Origin of the sequence: Mesorhizobium sp. B2-8-9 (assembly GCF_006439475.1) — a bacterium.
Classification (GTDB): Bacteria; Pseudomonadota; Alphaproteobacteria; order Rhizobiales; family Rhizobiaceae; genus Mesorhizobium.
Genome location: NZ_VFTQ01000041.1, coordinates 1 through 18,397, shown reverse-complemented (window position 1 = coordinate 18,397; position 18,397 = coordinate 1). Strand labels below are relative to the sequence as shown.

The following is an 18,397-nucleotide window of genomic DNA, read 5'->3' as shown; positions in this document are numbered from 1 at the left end:
CTGCCCCGGTGCCCGTTGAGCCAGCTTCCGGCCCTGGCGCCGGCTGCGGTAATCCGCCCATTGGCGATCATGGCAACAACGCATTATAAGGTGCCTGAGGTGTTGCTAATGTTTGGTCGAATCGCGGCTTTCATCCTTTGTCCGGCGCTGCTTGCGGCGGGCGGCTGCGCGCGCAGCGACGACGGCACGGTGATCGTCCCGAGCCGGATGGACGTCAGGCGTGTCTGGGACAAGGCGCCGCCGGGAACGACCGCGTCGCGGCAGATCGCGTCGGACGTGTTTCCTTTGCCGCCCCCGGGCGCGCCGCAAGGCCCGTCGGTCCGGCGCTATTCCAGGTCTCCGCCAAGGCCTTCATATAACCAGAATCTGGCTGATCAGTCTTCGGACGAGCAGACCGCTCTTACCTGCAGGAATGTCGGCGAAACCGGCAAGCGCTACCGCGTCATCTGCGAGTAGCTTTGCCTCGATCCGCCGGTCGATGCCGGCTGGATCCACTTGCCCGTGAAGAAAGACAGCCCGACAGATTCAGCCCGGCCGCGACGGCGGCGCGATCACGGATCGCTGATGAAACCTTTGCACGATGACGGACGTTGTTGGCGTTGATGTGACGCGCGCTGCGCAGAGGAGACCGAAGATGTCCTTTCACTTCACCGTCTCTGGCCTGACCAGGAACTTGATCCATTCGCTTGGGCTGGATCATGAGCACGCGCTGAGACCCCTTACCCCCGAACAAAGCCTTCTGCTGGATTGCTACCTGGCCGGGCAGATCCCGGACTCCGCCTGGAACGATTATGTCTTCGAGATGCCGGAAACTCCGCGAAAAGTGCGATACGGGCTAAAGCATGTCTGCCGAAAGTGGGAACCGGTTTCGGGATAGAGACATGCCCAAAAACCTAAAGCGCATGGAGCGAATCTAGAAAGATCGCGACGCGCCTTAGGCTCGGCGCCTTCGCCGTGGCCTACTTCTTCGGCGAGTTGAACTGCAGCGTAAAGACGTTTCCGGCGATGCCTTGCGCCAGCGAGGGCGAAAGGCTGAGCGGTAGACAATCGTTCAGGGCCTTGGTCGCAGCGTCGATATACGCCTTACGCGCCTTCTCGTCGCCGCTGACATGGATAGCGGTTGTTTTCGGCGGCCCGATCAGCGTGCCGTCGCGTTTGAAGCTGAAGCTGAGCGTCACCGAGGAATTGTCGGAATTGGCCGGCGGCGTCCAGCAGGCGAGCAAAGCGGCGCCAACCTCGTTCATACCGTTGAGCGGCGCGGCTTCGGCCGTGATGGTGGCGCTCGCCAGGAGCGCGCTCGCGACCGCGGAAAGTTTCACCATTCTTTTCATCGCAGTCCTCATCGCTCTTTGCCCGGCTCGCACCTGTCGACCAAGGTAATGGTAGGATCAATCACGCCGATGACAATAGGATTTCAACCAGTCTGGCACCGGATAAGTCGTATGTCGTGATTGCCGTGGGAGGCGATACAACGGCCGGAAAAGCAAAAGGCCGGCGCTGGGCCGACCTTTCCCTTCGCCTCCGCTTCGCGCCAGTACATCCGTGGTCGCGGCGAGGACTTTGACCAGTAGACAGGCGTTGGGTAAATGAAACCTTAACCTGAGCCGGCTGTTAGGCTCTGGCCTGCGATTTCACATGCGCGATGTAGCCGCGCACGTCGCCTGCCGGCTCCGCATAGGCCTTGCCGAGCTTCTTCTCCATGGCCGCCATGTATTCCTTCGCCCAGCTGGGCAGCGCGTAGTCGATGACCGCCAGGAATTCGAGCGTTGCCGCCAGCCTTATATCGGCAATCGACGGGTTGTTGCCGCCGATGAACGGTTTGCCGTTGCGAAAGAACGAGTGAAACACCTCGAGCGGCTCGGCGATCGCGGCCATCGCCGCCTTCTGCGCTTCCGATTTCTTGTCGGGATGGGCGTCGCTGTGGCCGACCTCGCCAGCATATTGCGGAAAGCCGAGCGCCGGATACGTCGCGCGCGCGACATAGGGATAAAGCGTGCCGACAAGGTAGAACATGGCGCTATCGATCATCGCCCGCTTGGCCGGCGCCTTCGGATAGAACTTGTCCAGCCCGTGCTTGTTGGCGAGATACTGCATGATGGCGCAGCTTTCCCACAGCACGCCGCGCGGCAGGCCCTTGTCCTCGATCATCGGCGTCAGATGCGCCGGATTGCGCGCCAGGAATTCGGGCGAACGCGTAAGGCCCCAGGCATCGGTCTCCGCCGGATCGAGCCCGGCCGCTCGCGTGAACACCCGCACCGTCATGTTGTTGACGCTCGGCCTCAGCATGCTGAGTTTTATGCCAGGCTTCTTAGCTGGCTTGGCCACTTTCGAGGTCGCCTTCGCGGCCGCTTTGGCAGTCGCCTTCGCCGATGTCTTGGCGCCCGATTTCGCGGCGGCTTTTACCGCGGCTTTCGGCGCGGTCTTGGCAGCGGGTTTCTTCGCGCTCTTTGTTGCGGCTTTTGCCATTTGATGTCCCTCCCTTTGCTTGCTCAGTACGGATTCCTCGGCGCCCTGTTTTCCGACAGAGTTGCGCGTGACCGCTCGACCAGCGCCTGGATGGCGTCGGCAAGGTGCAATTCGGCGATGTTGTAGTCGCCCCGCGCCACGCGGATCTTGTGCGCCTCCATCAGCACGTCGGCATGGGTGAAGCCGGCCGGTGGGTCGAAGCGGTAGGACGCGAGCTCGATCAACAGCCCGAGCGGGTCTTCGAAATAGATCGAATCCATGAAGCCGCGATCCTTGGCGCCGCTGTGCTTGATGCCGCGCTCGTCGAGCCGCGCGACTGCCTGCAGGAAGGTGACCCGCGATACCGAGAACGCGATGTGATGGACGCAGCCTATATCGGTCGGTGTCCGCCGCTTGACCGGGACCCGGGTTTCGTCGGTGAAGACGGTGATCAGCCGCCCGTCGCCCGGATCGAAGTAGAGGTGGCTTTCGCTCGCCTTGTCGAGATTGGGCTGCTCGAAGATGAAAGGCATGCCGAGCACGCCCTCCCAGAAGTCGATCGAGGTCTGGCGCCCGGCGCCGACCAGCGTGATGTGATGAACGCCTTGCGACTGCAGCTTCCGCATTGGACTCCTCCCGCCCGCACTTGCGGCAGGCTTTGTGCAAGGGAATGCTAAAGCAACTGCAAGCGCTGCGCCAGAACGGACGAACGCGCGAACGCCAGATTGGACCCAGCAGGGATTGGTCTTTCGGTCTACAGGAGAGTTGCTTGGTACGCCCAAGGGGAATCGAACCCCTGTTCCCGCCGTGAGAGGGCGGTGTCCTGACCGCTAGACGATGGGCGCGCTCAAGAACCGGCTACATAGGCTGGCCGCTGGGAAAAAGCAACTGGGGTTTCAGGTTGTCCGTAGACTTAGCGAAATGCCCCGGTCAGCCCTGCCGTTTCGGCTCGATCAGGTCCCAGAGATTGCCATAGAGATCGGAAAAGACCGCCACCGTGCCGTAGGCCTCGAAGCGCGGCGCCTCGCGGAACTCGACGCCCTTGGCGAGCATCGCCTGGTGATCGCGGGAAAAATTGTCGGTCTCGAGGAAGAGAAACACTCGGCCGCCGGTCTGGTTGCCAATGCGGCTTGCCTGCTCTTCGCCGGATGCTTCCGCCAGGAGCAGCCTCGCCCCCTTGCCCTTCGCCGGCGCGACGGTGACCCAGCGCTTGCCGCCGCCGAGATCGACATCCTGGCTCAGCACGAAACCGAGCCGCTCGACATACCAGGCGATCGCCTCGTCGTAATTGCCGACGACGAGCGCGACGGTCGCAATGCTGCGCTGCTCGGCAAAGCCGCTCATTTGTTGCGAAGCGCGAATTGGCCGACGATGCGGCGCTCGGCGATGTCGTAGACGAAGATCGAACGGCCGCCATCGGCAAGCTCGGCGTCGATCGACAGGCGGTTGCCGGAGAGCGACTGGCTGATCACCTTGGCGCCGACGGGCAGCACGATGTCGCCCGAGAGCGGCGCACCGGCCGGAGCCTGAACATCGCCGGCGGGCGCCGATCCGGCCACCGGCGCGTTGCGGGCTTTGTAGACAAGCGCCCCGATCACCACCATAAGGGCGAGGAACAGAAGGCCGAGATTGACGATCATGAAGCGGACGAGCTTGCGGCGCACATTCTCGGCCGCGGGGTCGAGCGGCTTTTCCTCATCTTCTTCGGCGATCGGCCGGGCCATGGCTAAACAATCCGCAACGGGTTTCGATGAGCGCTCATAACGAAGAGAGTTCGACATTGATAGGGGAGGAGCCGACGGACGATGAGTTGGCCGCAGGCGAAGCCACCGTGCTGGAAGCCGGCGCCGACGCCGCCGGCCAGCGCCTCGACCAGTGGCTTGCCGTCAAGCTCGGTCCGGAGCTCTCGCGCAGCCGCGTGCAGGCGCTGATCAAGCAAGGCGCGGTCTCCATCGCCGGCAGGAAGGTGCTGGAAGCCAAGCGCAAGCTGACGGTCGGTGAGACGATCGAGATCCTGGTGCCCGCTCCGGAGCCGGCAGAGCCGCAGGGCGAGGACATTCCCCTCGACATTCTTTACGAGGACGACGAGCTGATCGTCATCAACAAGCCGGCGGGACTGGTCGTCCATCCCGGCGCCGGCAACTGGACCGGCACGCTGGTCAACGCGCTGATCCATCACTGCGGCGACAGCCTGTCCGGCATTGGCGGCGTAAGGCGTCCTGGCATCGTCCATCGCCTCGACAAGGAAACCAGCGGCGTCATGGTCGTGGCCAAGACCGACCGCACCCACAAGGCGCTGTCGGAAGCCTTTGCCGATCATGGCCGCACCGGCGACCTCGGGCGCGCCTATCTGGCGCTGGTCTGGGGCATCCCGCAACGGCCGACCGGCACCATCGAGGCTGCCTTGGGCCGCGCCGCCGACCGCGTCCGCCGCGCGGTGGTGCCTGAAAGTCGCGACGACGCCCGCCATGCCGTCACCCATTTCAGCGTCGTCGAACGTTTCGGCGAAGGACAGCAGACTTTCGCCACGGCAAGCCTGGTCGAATGCCGGCTGGAGACCGGCCGGACCCACCAGATCCGCGTCCACATGGCCCATATCGGGCATCCGGTGATCGGCGACCCGGATTACGGGCAGGCCTTCCGCACCAAGGCCAACCGGCTGCCCGAACCCTTGAAGGCCAAGGTCAAAGCCTTTCGCCGGCAGGCCCTGCACGCGTGGCTCCTTGAATTCCGGCATCCGACCACCCATCTAACGATGAGGTTCGAAGCGCCGATACCGGGAGACATGGAGGAACTCGTCGGCGACTTCCGAAAACTCTGAACCGACCCGCCACGAACAAGCTGCAAACCAGCCATCAAAAAACCTGACCGGCGTTGTTCACTTTAGCGTGACAGACTGTTTAGCGTTGAACAAATGCCTGTCTTTTCTGGTTTTGTTCCTATATACACATGTTGTCGCGGATGAGCCTTTGGCATCCGTGACGAACGCCCGCCGCGTTTCGGGGGCATCCACTCCAAAGAGAGAGGGGCGCTATCATGGCCCAATCATTACCCAGTATCGTTTCCGGTGAAGGCGGTCTCGCCCGTTACCTGGAAGAAATCCGCCGCTTTCCGATGCTTCAGCCGCAGGAAGAGTACATGCTCGCAAAGCGTTATGCCGAGCATCAGGACACCACGGCTGCGCACAAGCTCGTCACCAGCCATTTGCGGCTCGTCGCCAAGATCGCCATGGGCTATCGCGGCTACGGCCTGCCGATCGGCGAGGTGATCTCGGAAGGCAATGTCGGCCTCATGCAGGCCGTGAAGAAATTCGAACCGGAGCGTGGTTTCCGGCTCGCCACCTATGCCATGTGGTGGATCAAGGCCTCGATCCAGGAATACATCCTGCGCTCGTGGAGCCTGGTCAAGATGGGCACCACCGCCAACCAGAAGCGTCTGTTCTTCAACCTGCGCAAGGTGAAGGGCAAGATCCAGGCGCTCGACGATGGCGACTTGAAGCCCGAGCAGATCGCCGAGATCGCCACTCGCCTCAACGTTTCCGAGGCCGAAGTGGTGTCGATGAACCGCCGCCTTTCGGGCGACGCTTCGCTCAACGCTCCGATCCGGGCGAGCGAAGGCGAGTCCGGCGAATGGCAGGACTGGCTGGTCGACGATCACGAGAGCCAGGAAGAAATGCTCATCGAGCAGGACGAGTTGGAAAACCGGCGCACCATGCTGTCGGGCGCCCTGTCGGTGCTCAACGACCGCGAGCGGCGCATCTTCGAGGCGCGTCGCCTGGCGGAAGAGCCGCTGACGCTGGAAGAACTCTCGGCCGAGTTCGACATCAGCCGCGAGCGCGTGCGCCAGATCGAGGTGCGCGCCTTCGAAAAGGTGCAGGACGCGGTCAAGGCGGCCGCCAAGCGCCAGACCCAGGCGCTGCGGACCATCGAGGCGCAGCCGGCGGCGTAAAGCCACCACGCATTGAGCAGCAAAACGGCGGCGCCAGAATCTGGCGCCGCCGTTTTTTTGGCGAAAGCCGTCGCGCGCCCCTTTCTCCCCGTCACTATACGGGGAGAAATGACCGGTAGGGCAATGAGGGGCAGCGCCGACGCTGCGAGGTTATCGTTCAGGCAACAATCGCTTCACAGGCCGGCGCGCTTATCTTCGAGCGCCGCCCCTCGTCCGCCCTTCGGGCACCTTCTCCCGTGAACGGGGAGAAGGAAAGGCTCAGGCTGTCGGCTGCTTGGTCTTCCTGAGGTACGGCAGCACCGTCTCATAAGCCCCGAAACGCTTGATCGCGTCTTCGTTGGAGACGGCGGCGGTGATGATGACGTCGTCGCCCTGCTTCCAGTTGGCCGGCGTCGCCACCTGGTGCTTGGCCGTCAGCTGGATGGAATCGATGACGCGCAGGATCTCGTCGAAGTTGCGGCCCGTGGTCATCGGATAGGTCAGCGCCAGCTTGATCTTCTTGTCCGGGCCGATGACATAGACCGAGCGCACGGTGGCGTTGTCGGCCGGCGTGCGGCCCTCGGAGGTCTCGCCGGCGCCGGCCGGCAGCATTTCATAAAGCTTGGCGACCTTGAGGTCCTTATCGCCGATCAAAGGATAGTTCACCGTCTGGCCGGTGGCGGTCTTGATGTCGGCCTGCCACTTCTCGTGGCTCGACACCGGATCGACCGAGATGCCGATGATCTTGACGTTGCGCTTTTTGAACTCGCCTTCGAGGCCGGCCATGGTGCCGAGCTCGGTGGTGCAGACCGGCGTGAAATTCTTCGGATGGCTGAACAGCACCGCCCAGCCGTCGCCGATCCAGTCGTGGAACTTGATGGTGCCCTGCGTGGTCTCGGCCGTGAAATCCGGCGCGACATCGTTGATACGAAGACTCATGACCTATCCCTACCCTTTTGATGAAACGATGGCCGGCTCGGCCGGCAAGCATTCTAAGCTACCACCATCGCGGCATCGGTCAAACGCCAGGAGCCGTAACCTAGCCCGCTGCAGCCAAATATTTTTTTGGCGAGCACGGCGCTCTTCGGCAGGATTTTGCACTTTCGCGAGAGGGTGGGCCGCTCAGGCTTTCCTTATCGCGAGCGTCGCCGTGAGGTCTTCCATGCGCTGCGCGAGCGCGCCGAGCGCGGTCGTGAGCACGCTGTCGCTCTTGTCGGCCTTGGTCAGCGCCTCGTCGCGCGTCTTGCGCAAGGTCAGCACTTCGCTCTCCATGCCTTTGACACGCTTGGCGAGCTCCGAGAGCTCGTCCATCACCATGATGCCGGCCATGACGGTGAGCCGCTGATCGCCGATCTCGCCGAAGGAATCCTTCAGGTGCGAGACATAGCGGTCGAAGCGCTCGGCAAGGTCGATCAGATGCTCTTCCTGGCCTTCGTCGCAGGCCATGCGATACTGTTTGCCGTCGATGGAAACCGTGACCTGTGCCATTGCCTTACCTGTCCAGGACCGCGCGGATGGTTTCCATGGCGGTCACCAGCCGCCGCGACACTTCCTTGTTGGCGTCCTCCAGCCGTTCGGCGCGCGCTTCCGAATTGTCGAGCTCCTGCGCCAGGCGCGAGCGGTCGGCGTTCATGCGCTGCACCTCGGCCTCGGCTTCCGAATAATCGCGCTCATGCTCGAGCTTCGCCGCCACGGCGTTTTCCAGCCCTTCCATGGCCTTGCCCAGCCTGGCGATGACTTCCTTGAGGGTCGTTTCCCCGGTCATGGCCTCGTCCTATGCCCTGCCCATCACCGAATCGCACGTGTTCAGAACGCGTTACCTGGGAAAGATTAGGCGCCGGGTGAAGGGCACGTCAACAAAGCTCTCGCGACTGTCCCCCGCTATCGCTAATGTAGGCGCCCGGTGCCATCACAAGCCCGGCAAAATCCATCCCGATTTGTTGACTAAAAGACCGCGCCTGCTATGTGTCGCGGCATCCTTTTCCAAGGGTTCTCCCCAGGCTCCAACTCACTTCCGGAGGAAGCATGACCTCGCGTGAACAACATGATCGGATGGCCAACGCGATCCGTTTCCTTTCCATGGACGCCGTCGAGAAGGCGAACTCCGGTCACCCAGGCCTGCCCATGGGCTGCGCCGACATCGCCACGGTGCTGTTCAGCCGTTTCCTGAAATTCGACGCCAAGGCACCGCACTGGGCCGACCGCGACCGCTTCATTCTGTCGGCCGGCCACGGCTCGATGCTGCTCTACTCGCTGCTGTACCTCACCGGCTATGAGGACATGACGATCGAACAGATCAAGAATTTCCGCCAGCTCGGCTCCAAGACCGCCGGCCATCCCGAATACGGCCATGCCGCCGGCATCGAGACCACCACCGGCCCGCTCGGCCAGGGCCTCGCCAATTCGGTCGGCTTCGCGCTCGGCGAGCGCATCATGAACGCCGCCTTCGGCAACGACCTCGTCAACCACTACACCTATGTGCTGGCCGGCGACGGATGCCTGATGGAAGGCGTCTCCCAGGAAGCCATCGCGCTGGCCGGGCATCTGAAGCTCAACAAGCTGATCGTCTTCTGGGACAACAACAACATCTCGATCGACGGCCCGATCTCGCTGGCCGACAATACCGACCAGGTCGCCCGCTTCCAGGCCTCGGGCTGGAACGCCAGTCACATCGACGGCACCGATCCGGAAGCGATCGCCTATGCCATCGAGGCAGCGCGCCATTCCGACAAGCCGACGATGATCGCCTGCAAGACCACCATCGGCTTCGGCGCCCCGACCAAGGCCGGCACCAATAAGGCGCATGGCTCGCCGCTCGGCGCCGAGGAAATCGCCGGCGCGCGCAAATTCTTCAACTGGGACTCGCCGCCCTTCGAGATTCCGGCCGACATCCTCGACGCATGGCGCGCCGTCGGCACGGGCGGCGCCAAGGCCCGCGCCGACTGGGAAGGCCGCCTGGCGAAGGCCGAGCCGAAGCTCAAGGCCGAGTTCGAGCGCCGCCTCGCCGGCAAGCTGCCCTCCAACTTCGACGCCGTCATCGCCGACTACAAGAAGAAGCTGTCGGCCGACAAGCCGAAGGTCGCCACCCGCAAGTCGTCGGAGATGGCGCTGGAAGTCATCAACGGCGCTGTGCCGGAAACGATCGGCGGCTCGGCCGACCTCACCGGCTCCAACAACACCAAGACCAGCCAGACCAAGAACATGACCCCCGACGATTACGGCCAGCGCTATGTCCATTACGGCATTCGCGAGCACGGCATGGCGGCGGCGATCAACGGCCTGACCCTGCATGGCGGCCTGATCGCCTATGGCGGCACCTTCCTGTGCTTCTCCGACTACGCCCGCCCGTCGATGCGCCTTGCCTCGCTGATGGGCATCCGCTCGATCTTCGTCATGACGCATGATTCTATCGGTCTCGGCGAGGACGGCCCGACCCACCAGCCGGTCGAGCATCTGGCCGCACTTCGCGCCATCCCCAACCACAATGTCTTCCGCCCGGCCGACGCGGTCGAAACCGCCGAATGCTGGCAGATTGCGCTGGAATCCGAAAAGACGCCCTCGACGCTGGCGCTGACCCGCCAGAACCTGCCGACCGTGCGCACGGAGCACTCAGCGACGAACCTCTCCAGCCGGGGCGCCTATGAGCTGGCCGCCGCCGGCGGCGAGGCCGTGGTGACGATCTTCGCCACCGGCTCCGAGGTCGAGATCGCGCTTGGCGCGCGCGACCTGCTGGAAAAGCACGGCCATCCGACCCGCGTCGTCTCTGTGCCCTGCTTCGAGCTGTTCGACCAGCAGAGCGAGGATTACCGCAAGAAGACGATCGGCAACGCCAAGGTGAAGGTCGCGATCGAAGCCGGCATCCGCCAGGGCTGGGATCACCTGATCGGCACCGACGGCATTTTCGTAGGCATGCACGGGTTTGGCGCCTCCGGCTCGATCGAGCAGCTCTATCCGCATTTCGGCATCACCGCCGAAGCTGCCGCCAAGGCGGTCGAAGCCCGGCTACACGGCGAGTAGGAGAATTGCCTCGGGCCCGGCAGGCCGATTAACGGTTTTGCCGGACTGGACCAACCTAATCGATTTAAATGCGACCTTCTGCGGCTGGATTCTTGCGCTTTCCGCCGTTATGACACTGCGGACCCATCCGCCCCAAGGGAGAGAACAATGACCGTCAGAGTTGCCATCAACGGATTTGGCCGCATCGGCCGCAACATCCTGCGCGCCATCCATGAATCCGGCCGCAAGGACATCGACGTGGTCGCCGTCAACGACCTCGGCCCGGTCGAGACCAATGCGCACCTGTTGCGCTATGACAGCGTGCATGGCCGCTTCCCGCATGAAGTGACCGTGGACGGCGACCAGATCTCGGTCGGCAAGGAGAAGTTCAAGGTCACCGCGATCAAGGACCCGACCCAGCTGCCCTGGAAGGAGCTCGGCGTCGACATCGCGCTCGAATGCACGGGCATCTTCACCGCCCGCGACAAGGCGGCCGCGCACCTGACCGCCGGCGCCAAGCGCGTGCTCGTCTCGGCCCCGGCCGAAGGCGCCGACCTCACCGTCGTCTACGGCATCAACCACGACAAGCTGACCAAGGACCACATCGTCATCTCGAACGCGTCCTGCACCACCAACTGCCTGGCGCCGCTGGCGGCCGTGCTGCACGAAACCGTCGGCATCGAGAAGGGCATGATGACGACGATCCACTCCTACACCGGCGACCAGCCGACGCTGGACACCATGCACAAGGATCTCTACCGCGCCCGCGCCGCGGCGCTGTCGCAGATCCCGACCTCGACGGGCGCCGCCAAGGCGATCGGCCTTGTCCTGCCCGAGCTCAAGGGCAAGCTCGATGGCATTTCGATCCGCGTGCCGACCCCGAACGTCTCGGTTGTCGACTTCAAGTTCATCGCCAAGCGCTCGACCTCCGCGCAGGAGATCAACGAAGCGGTCATCGCCGCGTCCAATGGCAAGCTGAAGGGCGTTCTGTCGGTCACCCATCACCCGAACGTATCGATCGATTTCAACCACGATCCACATTCCTCGATCGTGGCGCTCGACCAGACCAAGGTCATGGACGGCAACTTCGTCTCGGTGCTGTCCTGGTACGACAACGAATGGGGCTTCTCGAACCGCATGGGCGACACCGCCGTCGCCTTCGGCAAGACCATCGGCTGATCGCTGTCGTCAATTTACAGCTCAAAACGCCCGGCTTCGGCCGGGCGTTTTCGTTTAAGCCTCGGCGGATCAGCGCACCATGGTGACTAGCCGGAACACCAATCGCGTCGTCATTCCAGAATCCGCGGCTGAGCTTCGCTCCTGCTTCGCCCTGGAATGACGAAGTTTGGAAGCATTGAACCCAAAAAACATTCTGTTGCCTTGCACTGGTCATGTCTTCGCCCCACTCTGCCGTAAAGCCACAAACAGAGGGATTTGGAGGGGCAACAGCGGATGGAGCATGCGATCTATCTCGTGACGCTGGTCGGCACGGCGCTCATTGTCGCCGCCGCGTTTTCGAGCCTGATCGCCTTCCGCTTCGGCGCTCCGTTGCTGCTGCTCTTCCTCTGCATCGGGCTTGCCACCGGCGTCGACGGCCTCGGCATCGAATTCGACAATGCGCGGCTGGCTTATTTTGCCGGCTCACTGGCTTTGGCCGTCATCCTGTTCGATTCCGGTTTCGGCACGCCGCTCAACGCGCTCAGGCAAGCAGCCGGGCCGGCGCTGTCGCTGGCCACGATCGGCGTTATCCTGACCACAGCCATCTTCAGCGCCGCCGCTTCCTATGTTCTCAAGCTCAGCTGGCTGGAATCCTCCCTGCTCGGTGCTGCCGTCGCCTCCACCGACGCGGCCGCCGTCTTCTTCCTGCTGCGCGCCGGCGAGATCCATCTGCGCGAGCGCGTGCGCGCGACGCTCGAAGTGGAATCCGGCACCAACGACCCGATCGCCATCTTCCTCACCATCACCCTGGTCGAGATCATCGCCGCGCATGCCAACCCGGAAGCCAACGTGCTGGCCACCAACCTTTTGCTCGGCTTCCTCGCCAATATGGGGCTCGGCGCCATCATCGGCGTGCTCGGCGGCTTTGCCATCGTGCGTCTGGTCGAGCGGTTGAATCTCGATCACGGCCTGCTGCCCATTTTCGTGCTGACGCTGTCGCTGATGGTGTTCGCGGCGGCCGGCGCCGTCGGCGGCTCGGGCTTCCTCGCCGTCTACCTTGCCGGGCTGATCGCCGGCAATTCCGACATACGCGCCGTCACCATCCTGAAGCGCTTCCAGGACGGCATGTCGTGGCTGGCGCAGATCATCATGTTCCTGATCCTCGGGCTGTTCGCCACGCCCTCACAGTTCCCTGAGATCCTCGTGCCGGCGATCCTGCTCGGCCTGTTCCTGATCTTCGTCGCCCGCCCGGTCGCCGTCTGGCTCTGCCTGATCCCTTTCCGGCTGCCGCGGCCAGAGGTCGCCTTCGTCTCCTGGGTCGGCCTGCGCGGCGCGGTCTCGATCCTGCTCGCCATAACGCCGCTGCTCGGCGGGCTCGAGCACGGCCGGCTGATCTTCAACGCCGCCTTCATCATCGTGCTGGTGTCGCTGGTGGTGCAGGGCTGGACGGTCGGTCCGCTGGCGCGCCGCCTCGGGCTGATCGTGCCGGCTCGTCTTGGGCCGCTGGACAAGGTGGAGCTCGAATTGCCGGGCTCGGCACATCATGAATTGCTCGCCTATCGCGTAGCACCCGGCAGCCCGGTGGCGCGGGGCGAGCGCATCCCGCGCTGGGCGAGGCCCTCGCTGGTGCTGCGCGACGGCCGCTCGATGCGCTTCCAGGACATGGGCCGGCTGGCGGCCGGCGATCAGGTCTACATCTTCGTACCGGACCGCTACCCGCGCCTGCTCGACAAGCTTTTTGCCAGCCGCGCCGTGGTCGATCCTGAGGATGCCGACTTCTTCGGCGCCTTTGCCGTCGATCCGGCCCGCTCGGCCGCGGAGCTGGAAGCCGCCTATGCCCCGGGCCTGTCCGAGGCCGAGCAGAAGCTCACCGTCGCCGCGCTCGTTACCGAGCGGCTCGGCGGCCGGGCCGAATATGCCGACCGTGTGATGATCGGACCGATCGAGCTGATCGTGCGCGATGTCGATGAGAAAGGCAGGATCACCGGCCTCGGCCTGTCCTTCGAGCCGACCGCGCCGGTCGCGCGCGTGCCGGTGTTCATGAGCGCCGGCGAGATCGGCGACCGCATCGCGGCGCTGATCCGCAGCTGGCGCAGGCCGGCGGCGAAGCAGGCAGCCGACGACGTGCCGGTCGACACCGTGGCGCCCGCAGCGGACGGGCAGAAGGCAACCGGCGAAGGCTGATGTCTCACGGCGACATCATTTTTGCGCGCGCGCCATTGACGCGGCCCTTGCATCGTCCTTCGCGCCGAGTAAGGTCGCCGCGTTTTCGCTAGAGCAATTTCACGAAAAGTGCGGGCGGTTTTCCGTCCGGATTGCGTCAAGGCAGTAGGAAGGAACGACCATGGCCGGCTTCAAGACACTCGACGATATCGGCGCCGTCAGCGGCAAGCGCGTCCTGGTGCGCGTCGACCTCAACGTTCCCGTCGCCGACGGCAAGGTGACCGACGCCACCCGCATCGAACGCATCGCGCCGACCATCGCCGAGCTCTCGAAAAAGGGGGCCAAGGTCATCCTGCTTGCGCATTTCGGCCGCCCTAAGGACGGCCCGTCGGACGAATTCTCGCTGGAGCCGATCGCCCGCGCGACGGCTGACGTTCTCGGCCGCCCGGTCGGTTTCGCCGCCGACTGCGTCGGCGCCAAGGCCGCGGACGCCGTCGCGGCGATGAAGGACGGCGACGTCCTGCTGCTCGAGAACACCCGCTTCCACAAGGCCGAGGAGAAGAACGAGCCGGCCTTCACCGAACAGCTCGCCGCCAATGGCGACATCTATGTCAACGACGCCTTTTCGGCCGCGCACCGCGCGCATGCCTCGACCGAAGGCCTCGCGCATTTTCTGCCGGCCTATGCCGGCCGCACCATGCAGGCCGAGCTCGACGCGCTGGAAAAGGGCCTCGGCGATCCGGTACGCCCGGTGGTGGCCATCGTTGGCGGCGCCAAGGTCTCGACCAAGATCGACCTTTTGATGAACCTGGTGAAAAAGGTCGACGCGCTGGTGATCGGCGGCGGCATGGCCAACACCTTTCTTGCCGCGCGCGGCACCGATGTCGGCAAATCGCTCTGCGAGCGTGACCTCGCCGGCACCGCCAAGCAGATCATGATCGAGGCGGCGGAAGCCGGCTGCGCCATCATCCTGCCTGCGGACGGCGTGGTCGCCAAGGAATTCAAGGCGGGCGCCGCCAGCGAGACCGTCGCCATCTCGGACGTGCCGTCCGACGGCATGATCCTCGATGTCGGCGCAAAGACCGTGCAGAGCGTCAACGACTGGATTGACCGCGCCGCGACGCTGGTCTGGAATGGGCCGCTCGGCGCCTTCGAGATCGAGCCTTTCGACCGCGCTACGGTGGCCGCGGCAAAGCATGCCGCCGCACGCACCAAGGAAGGCAAGCTGGTCTCGGTGGCCGGCGGCGGCGACACGGTGGCCGCGCTCAACCATGCTGGCGTCGCCGACGACTTCACCTATGTCTCGACCGCCGGCGGCGCCTTCCTCGAATGGATGGAAGGCAAGCCGCTGCCCGGCGTCGAGGTGCTGAAGCGGTAAACAGTCCGAGACCAGGCAAAGCCTGCGCGGCTTTCAATCGATTCTAGCTTTCCGGCGTCATTCCTTTGGCGGTAGTGTTCTGCTAGCGCGGAATAAACGCAGCGTAGGAGAGCACCCATGAGCGAACGTCTCGAAGATATCGCCGCCGCGATGGTGAGCGGCGGCAAGGGCCTGTTGGCCGCCGATGAGAGCTCCGGCACCATCAAGAAGCGTTTTGACGTCATCGGCGTCGAATCCACGGCCGATAACCGGCGCGACTATCGCGAGATGATGTTCCGGTCCAAGGAGGCGATGTCAAAATACATCTCCGGCGTCATTCTCTACGATGAGACCATTCGCCAGAAGGCCGCCGACGGCACCACACCGCTGGTCGACATCATCAAGGCGTCCGGCGCCATTCCTGGCATCAAGGTCGATCTCGGCGCCAAGCCTCTCGCCGGCTTTCCCGGCGACACCATCACCGAGGGCCTTGACGGGCTGCGCGAGCGGCTCGCCGACTATTACAAGCTCGGCGCCCGCTTCGCCAAATGGCGCGCGGTGATCGACATCGACACCAGCAAGGGCGTGCCCTCGGCCAATTCGATCGCCTCGAACACTCACGCGCTGGCCCGCTATGCCGCGCTCTGCCAGGAAGCCGGCATCGTGCCGATCGTCGAGCCGGAAGTGCTGATGGACGGGGCGCATTCGATCGACACCTGCTACGACGTCTCCAAGGCGACGCTGGTCAAGCTGTATGACGAACTCTACGCGGCGCGCGTCATCCTGGAAGGGTCGATCCTGAAGCCGAACATGGTCATCTCAGGCAAGAAGTCGGGCAAGACCGACAGCCCGGAGGAAATCGCTGAGAAGACGATCAAGCTGTTCCGCGAGGTGGTGCCGTCGGCAGTGCCCGGCATCGCCTTCCTCTCCGGCGGCCAGGAGGACGAGGAGGCGACCGCCAACCTCAATGCCATCAACGCCATCGGCCCGCATCCTTGGAAACTGACCTTCTCCTATGGCCGCGCGCTGCAGGCCGCGCCGCAGAAGGCATGGAGTGGCAAGGCCTCGAACGTTGCTGCCGGCCAGGCTGCCTTCACTCACCGGGCCCATATGAACCATCTGGCGGCGCTCGGGAAATGGCAGCCGGCGCTGGAAAAGGCCGCCTGACGCCATCCCTGAGCAGTGCATAAACCCGGGCCAGCAGCCCGGGTTTTTGCTTTTTGCGGGCCGCCTTCCCACTTGTCAGGCGCCGACCGCTATCGGCCATGTCGGATCGCGCCGATGTCGAACGTCCTTGGCAGGAGAGGACAGGAGATGGTCATGCATCGCAATGCCGTGGTTTCGCGCGAAGACTGGTTCGAAGCGCATCGCAAGCATCTCGAACGCGAGAAGGAGCTGACAAAGTTCCGCGAGCTTATCGCCGCGGAGCGGCGGCAGTTGCCCTGGTTCAAGCTGCGCAAAGATTATGTTTTCGAGAGCGAAGCGGGGCCGAAGCATCTTGCCGAACTATTCGCCGGCAAGAGCCAGCTCATCGTCTATCATTTCATGATGGCGCCGGGCTCAGACCACCGCTGCGAGGGCTGCTCGTTCCTCGCCGACCATATCGATGGCGCCGACCAGCATCTGAAGCATCATGACGTCTCGCTGGTCGTCGTCTCGCGTGCGCCGCTGGCCGAAATCCTGCCTTACAAGCAGCGCATGGGCTGGAAGTTCGACTGGGTGTCGTCCTATGCGTCCGATTTCAACTTCGACCTGCAGGTCTCCTTCACCGACAGGCAGATCGCGGCGGGCGAAACCACCTATAATTTCGAGAAGCGCCCGTTGCGGTCGAAAGACCTGCCCGGCACCAGCATCTTCTATCGCAACGAGTGCGGCGACATCTTTCTCACCTTCATGTCGCGCGCCCGCGGCGGCGATGCGCTGATCGGCGCCTATCACTATCTCGACATGACGCCGAAGGGCCGCGGCGAGACGGGTCCCTATCACAACCTGATGGACTGGGTGCGCCTGCATGACGAATATCGGGACAAAGACAAGGATCGGTCGGACTGCTGCGCGTGAACGGCAGGACGCGCCACTCGCGGGCGGTCCCCCGAACAGGCCTATACCCAGTGTCCAAGCACCGCCGCCAGCGAGATCGCGGCCATCGCAAGCAGCGCCAGCTTCCAAAAATCGCTGCGCCGCTTCAGCCCCGGCCAGCCCAGCGGCTTGATGACCTGGATCAGCATGATGCCGCAGATGACAAGGGCGAGCAGTTTCGTCATACCGCCTTTGACCAGCATCGATGGCGACTGTCAAAGCTGTTCTCGAGCGCACCCTCGGGCGGAGCATTCCTGACAGAAATAGGGCCTATTCGAACGCTGCGAGCGGCACCGCACCGTCTTTCTCCGCACCCTGCCAACTTCCTGACAGACTGCTGTCAGGAGGGGTGTGAGATACTCTTCCCATCCAAAAGAGAGGAGTGAGGTCATGAACGGTTTTACAATTCTGCGTAGTGTGCAGCATTATGTCGGCAGAATCCGCACCGTGCGCAACGAGATTCGCACCCAGCGTTTCCTGAACACCTTGCCGGCGGACATCCGCAAGGACATCGGCTGGCCGGATCTTTACCAGGGCCGCGTGCGTGAAAACTGAAATTTTGCCGCCGCGACTTGGATTGTGGCGGCAGCGCGCCCAGATGTAATGGCGGCCAGCGATGTTGAGTTCAGGGAAAGAAGCCTTTGTTTGCCGGTAGCTTCGCCCCAGCCTCCTGACAGTATGTTGTCAGGAGGCATGCGGTAATTGGAGCGACTTCGATCCTGACAGCAACGAACATGGTTCGACGATCCGGAGTAATCCGCAATGGTGAGAAGCTGGAACGACAAGCTGAACGCACCGGGCGTCAACCACATCAAGCCGTCGCCGCGACTGTCCTTCGGTGCGAAATTCATTGCCGCGCAGCGCAAGCGCGAAGGGCTTATGCCATAATCCTCGGGGGATCTAGCGATGCGTCGTGCTGACAGGCTTTTCCAGATCGTGCAGCATTTGCGGGGCGGCCGGTTGGTCACCGCGCAGAAGCTTGGCGCATGGCTCGAGGTTTCAGAACGCACCATTTACCGCGACATAGCCGACCTGCAGTCGACCGGCGTGCCGATCGATGGCGAAGCGGGCGTCGGCTACATGATGCGGGAGGGATTCGATCTTCCCCCGCTGATGTTCACACGTGACGAGATCGTGGCGCTGGTTGCCGGCGCCCGTATGGGGCGCGCCTTCGGCGGCGCTACGATGGCGAGGGCCGCCGACGAGGCGCTGGTCAAGATCGGCGCCGTGCTGCCCGACACCGAGAAGGACCGCATCGCCCGCACCGAGATC

22 protein-coding genes and 1 tRNA gene are annotated in these 18,397 nt (G+C 63.6%); 13 read left to right on the top strand and 10 right to left on the bottom strand.

The genetic code is table 11. The features are described 5' to 3' along the window. Positions 1-15: 15 nt before the first annotated feature. Together FJ423_RS30500 and FJ423_RS34430 are read left to right on the top strand one after the other, a co-directional pair. Positions 16-456, top strand: a complete 441-nt coding sequence (locus tag FJ423_RS30500) for a hypothetical protein (RefSeq protein ID WP_224527149.1) — start codon at positions 16-18, stop codon at positions 454-456. A 178-nt stretch (positions 457-634) separates the two neighbouring features. After that, the gene (locus FJ423_RS34430; protein ID WP_246680357.1) at positions 635-877 is read left to right on the top strand and encodes a hypothetical protein; all 243 of its coding nucleotides are present in this window, start codon (positions 635-637) and stop codon (positions 875-877) included. A gap of 82 nt (positions 878-959) precedes the next feature. On the opposite strand, the gene FJ423_RS30490 is transcribed toward FJ423_RS34430, so the two are convergent. The 6 genes from FJ423_RS30490 to FJ423_RS30465 all read right to left on the bottom strand — a co-directional run bounded on the left by FJ423_RS30490 (position 960) and on the right by FJ423_RS30465 (position 4,169). Beyond that, positions 960-1,322: a hypothetical protein gene (locus tag FJ423_RS30490; RefSeq protein ID WP_246680356.1), complete on the bottom strand. Its 363-nt coding sequence runs from the start codon at positions 1,320-1,322 to the stop codon at positions 960-962. A 289-nt stretch (positions 1,323-1,611) separates the two neighbouring features. After that, positions 1,612-2,466: a glutathione S-transferase family protein gene (locus tag FJ423_RS30485; RefSeq protein ID WP_140847035.1), complete on the bottom strand. Its 855-nt coding sequence runs from the start codon at positions 2,464-2,466 to the stop codon at positions 1,612-1,614. Positions 2,467-2,489: 23 nt separating this feature from the next. Then, positions 2,490-3,071, bottom strand: coding sequence for a VOC family protein (locus FJ423_RS30480; protein WP_140847032.1), 582 nt, complete (start codon positions 3,069-3,071; stop codon positions 2,490-2,492). A gap of 144 nt (positions 3,072-3,215) precedes the next feature. Continuing rightward, positions 3,216-3,290 (bottom strand) — tRNA-Glu (locus tag FJ423_RS30475). Positions 3,291-3,375: 85 nt separating this feature from the next. Further along, positions 3,376-3,789, bottom strand: coding sequence for a VOC family protein (locus FJ423_RS30470; protein WP_140847029.1), 414 nt, complete (start codon positions 3,787-3,789; stop codon positions 3,376-3,378). Beyond that, positions 3,786-4,169, bottom strand: coding sequence for a fimbrial protein (locus FJ423_RS30465; RefSeq protein ID WP_140847026.1), 384 nt, complete (start codon positions 4,167-4,169; stop codon positions 3,786-3,788). Before FJ423_RS30465 ends, FJ423_RS30470 begins: the two co-directional genes overlap by 4 nt. 26 nt (positions 4,170-4,195) lie before the next feature. Here FJ423_RS30465 and FJ423_RS30460 point away from each other — a divergent pair, with 26 nt between their 5' ends. Together FJ423_RS30460 and rpoH are read left to right on the top strand one after the other, a co-directional pair. Then, entirely contained in the window at positions 4,196-5,266 is a 1,071-nt protein-coding gene (locus FJ423_RS30460; RefSeq protein ID WP_140847023.1) for an RluA family pseudouridine synthase, read from the top strand. A gap of 215 nt (positions 5,267-5,481) precedes the next feature. Then, positions 5,482-6,393 (top strand): RNA polymerase sigma factor RpoH, encoded by a 912-nt coding sequence (rpoH, locus tag FJ423_RS30455; protein WP_095767360.1) that lies wholly within the window; start codon positions 5,482-5,484, stop codon positions 6,391-6,393. A gap of 258 nt (positions 6,394-6,651) precedes the next feature. On the opposite strand, the gene FJ423_RS30450 is transcribed toward rpoH, so the two are convergent. From FJ423_RS30450 to FJ423_RS30440, 3 genes are all read right to left on the bottom strand, one after another. Then, positions 6,652-7,311, bottom strand: a complete 660-nt coding sequence (locus FJ423_RS30450) for a peroxiredoxin (RefSeq protein ID WP_140847021.1) — start codon at positions 7,309-7,311, stop codon at positions 6,652-6,654. Between the two features lie 183 nt (positions 7,312-7,494). After that, positions 7,495-7,860 carry a cell division protein ZapA gene (locus FJ423_RS30445; protein WP_140847018.1) on the bottom strand — a complete coding sequence of 122 codons (366 nt, stop codon included), beginning with the start codon at positions 7,858-7,860 and terminating at the stop codon, positions 7,495-7,497. A 4-nt stretch (positions 7,861-7,864) separates the two neighbouring features. After that, positions 7,865-8,137, bottom strand: coding sequence for a DUF4164 domain-containing protein (locus FJ423_RS30440; protein WP_023763725.1), 273 nt, complete (start codon positions 8,135-8,137; stop codon positions 7,865-7,867). A gap of 260 nt (positions 8,138-8,397) precedes the next feature. Here FJ423_RS30440 and tkt point away from each other — a divergent pair, with 260 nt between their 5' ends. The 6 genes from tkt (at position 8,398) to FJ423_RS30410 (ending at position 17,107) form a co-directional block, all read left to right on the top strand. After that, positions 8,398-10,389, top strand: a complete 1,992-nt coding sequence (gene tkt, locus FJ423_RS30435; RefSeq protein WP_140847015.1) for a transketolase — start codon at positions 8,398-8,400, stop codon at positions 10,387-10,389. Between the two features lie 147 nt (positions 10,390-10,536). After that, positions 10,537-11,547, top strand: a complete 1,011-nt coding sequence (gene gap / locus FJ423_RS30430) for a type I glyceraldehyde-3-phosphate dehydrogenase (protein WP_095767356.1) — start codon at positions 10,537-10,539, stop codon at positions 11,545-11,547. A gap of 273 nt (positions 11,548-11,820) precedes the next feature. After that, complete coding sequence (locus tag FJ423_RS30425) at positions 11,821-13,710, top strand: potassium/proton antiporter (protein ID WP_246680355.1); 1,890 nt, start codon at positions 11,821-11,823, stop codon at positions 13,708-13,710. A 160-nt stretch (positions 13,711-13,870) separates the two neighbouring features. Continuing rightward, positions 13,871-15,067, top strand: coding sequence for a phosphoglycerate kinase (locus tag FJ423_RS30420; RefSeq protein ID WP_140847012.1), 1,197 nt, complete (start codon positions 13,871-13,873; stop codon positions 15,065-15,067). A 117-nt stretch (positions 15,068-15,184) separates the two neighbouring features. Next, positions 15,185-16,213 (top strand): class I fructose-bisphosphate aldolase, encoded by a 1,029-nt coding sequence (locus FJ423_RS30415; RefSeq protein ID WP_140847009.1) that lies wholly within the window; start codon positions 15,185-15,187, stop codon positions 16,211-16,213. 153 nt (positions 16,214-16,366) lie between these two features. Next, on the top strand, positions 16,367-17,107 hold the full coding sequence (locus FJ423_RS30410; RefSeq protein ID WP_140847007.1) for a thioredoxin family protein: 741 nt from the start codon (positions 16,367-16,369) through the stop codon (positions 17,105-17,107). Between the two features lie 41 nt (positions 17,108-17,148). Here the strand turns inward: FJ423_RS30410 and FJ423_RS30405 are convergent, their stop codons facing one another. Next, positions 17,149-17,310 (bottom strand): hypothetical protein, encoded by a 162-nt coding sequence (locus tag FJ423_RS30405; RefSeq protein WP_095767546.1) that lies wholly within the window; start codon positions 17,308-17,310, stop codon positions 17,149-17,151. Positions 17,311-17,515: 205 nt separating this feature from the next. Between FJ423_RS30405 and FJ423_RS30400 the strand changes: the two genes are divergently transcribed. The 3 genes from FJ423_RS30400 to FJ423_RS30395 all read left to right on the top strand — a co-directional run. Further along, positions 17,516-17,680: a hypothetical protein gene (locus tag FJ423_RS30400; RefSeq protein ID WP_095767353.1), complete on the top strand. Its 165-nt coding sequence runs from the start codon at positions 17,516-17,518 to the stop codon at positions 17,678-17,680. Between the two features lie 207 nt (positions 17,681-17,887). Next, positions 17,888-18,013, top strand: coding sequence for a hypothetical protein (locus tag FJ423_RS34680; protein WP_263483645.1), 126 nt, complete (start codon positions 17,888-17,890; stop codon positions 18,011-18,013). 18 nt (positions 18,014-18,031) lie between these two features. Next, the coding region (locus tag FJ423_RS30395; protein ID WP_140847005.1) for a YafY family protein at positions 18,032-18,397 on the top strand (366 nt) is incomplete at its 3' end.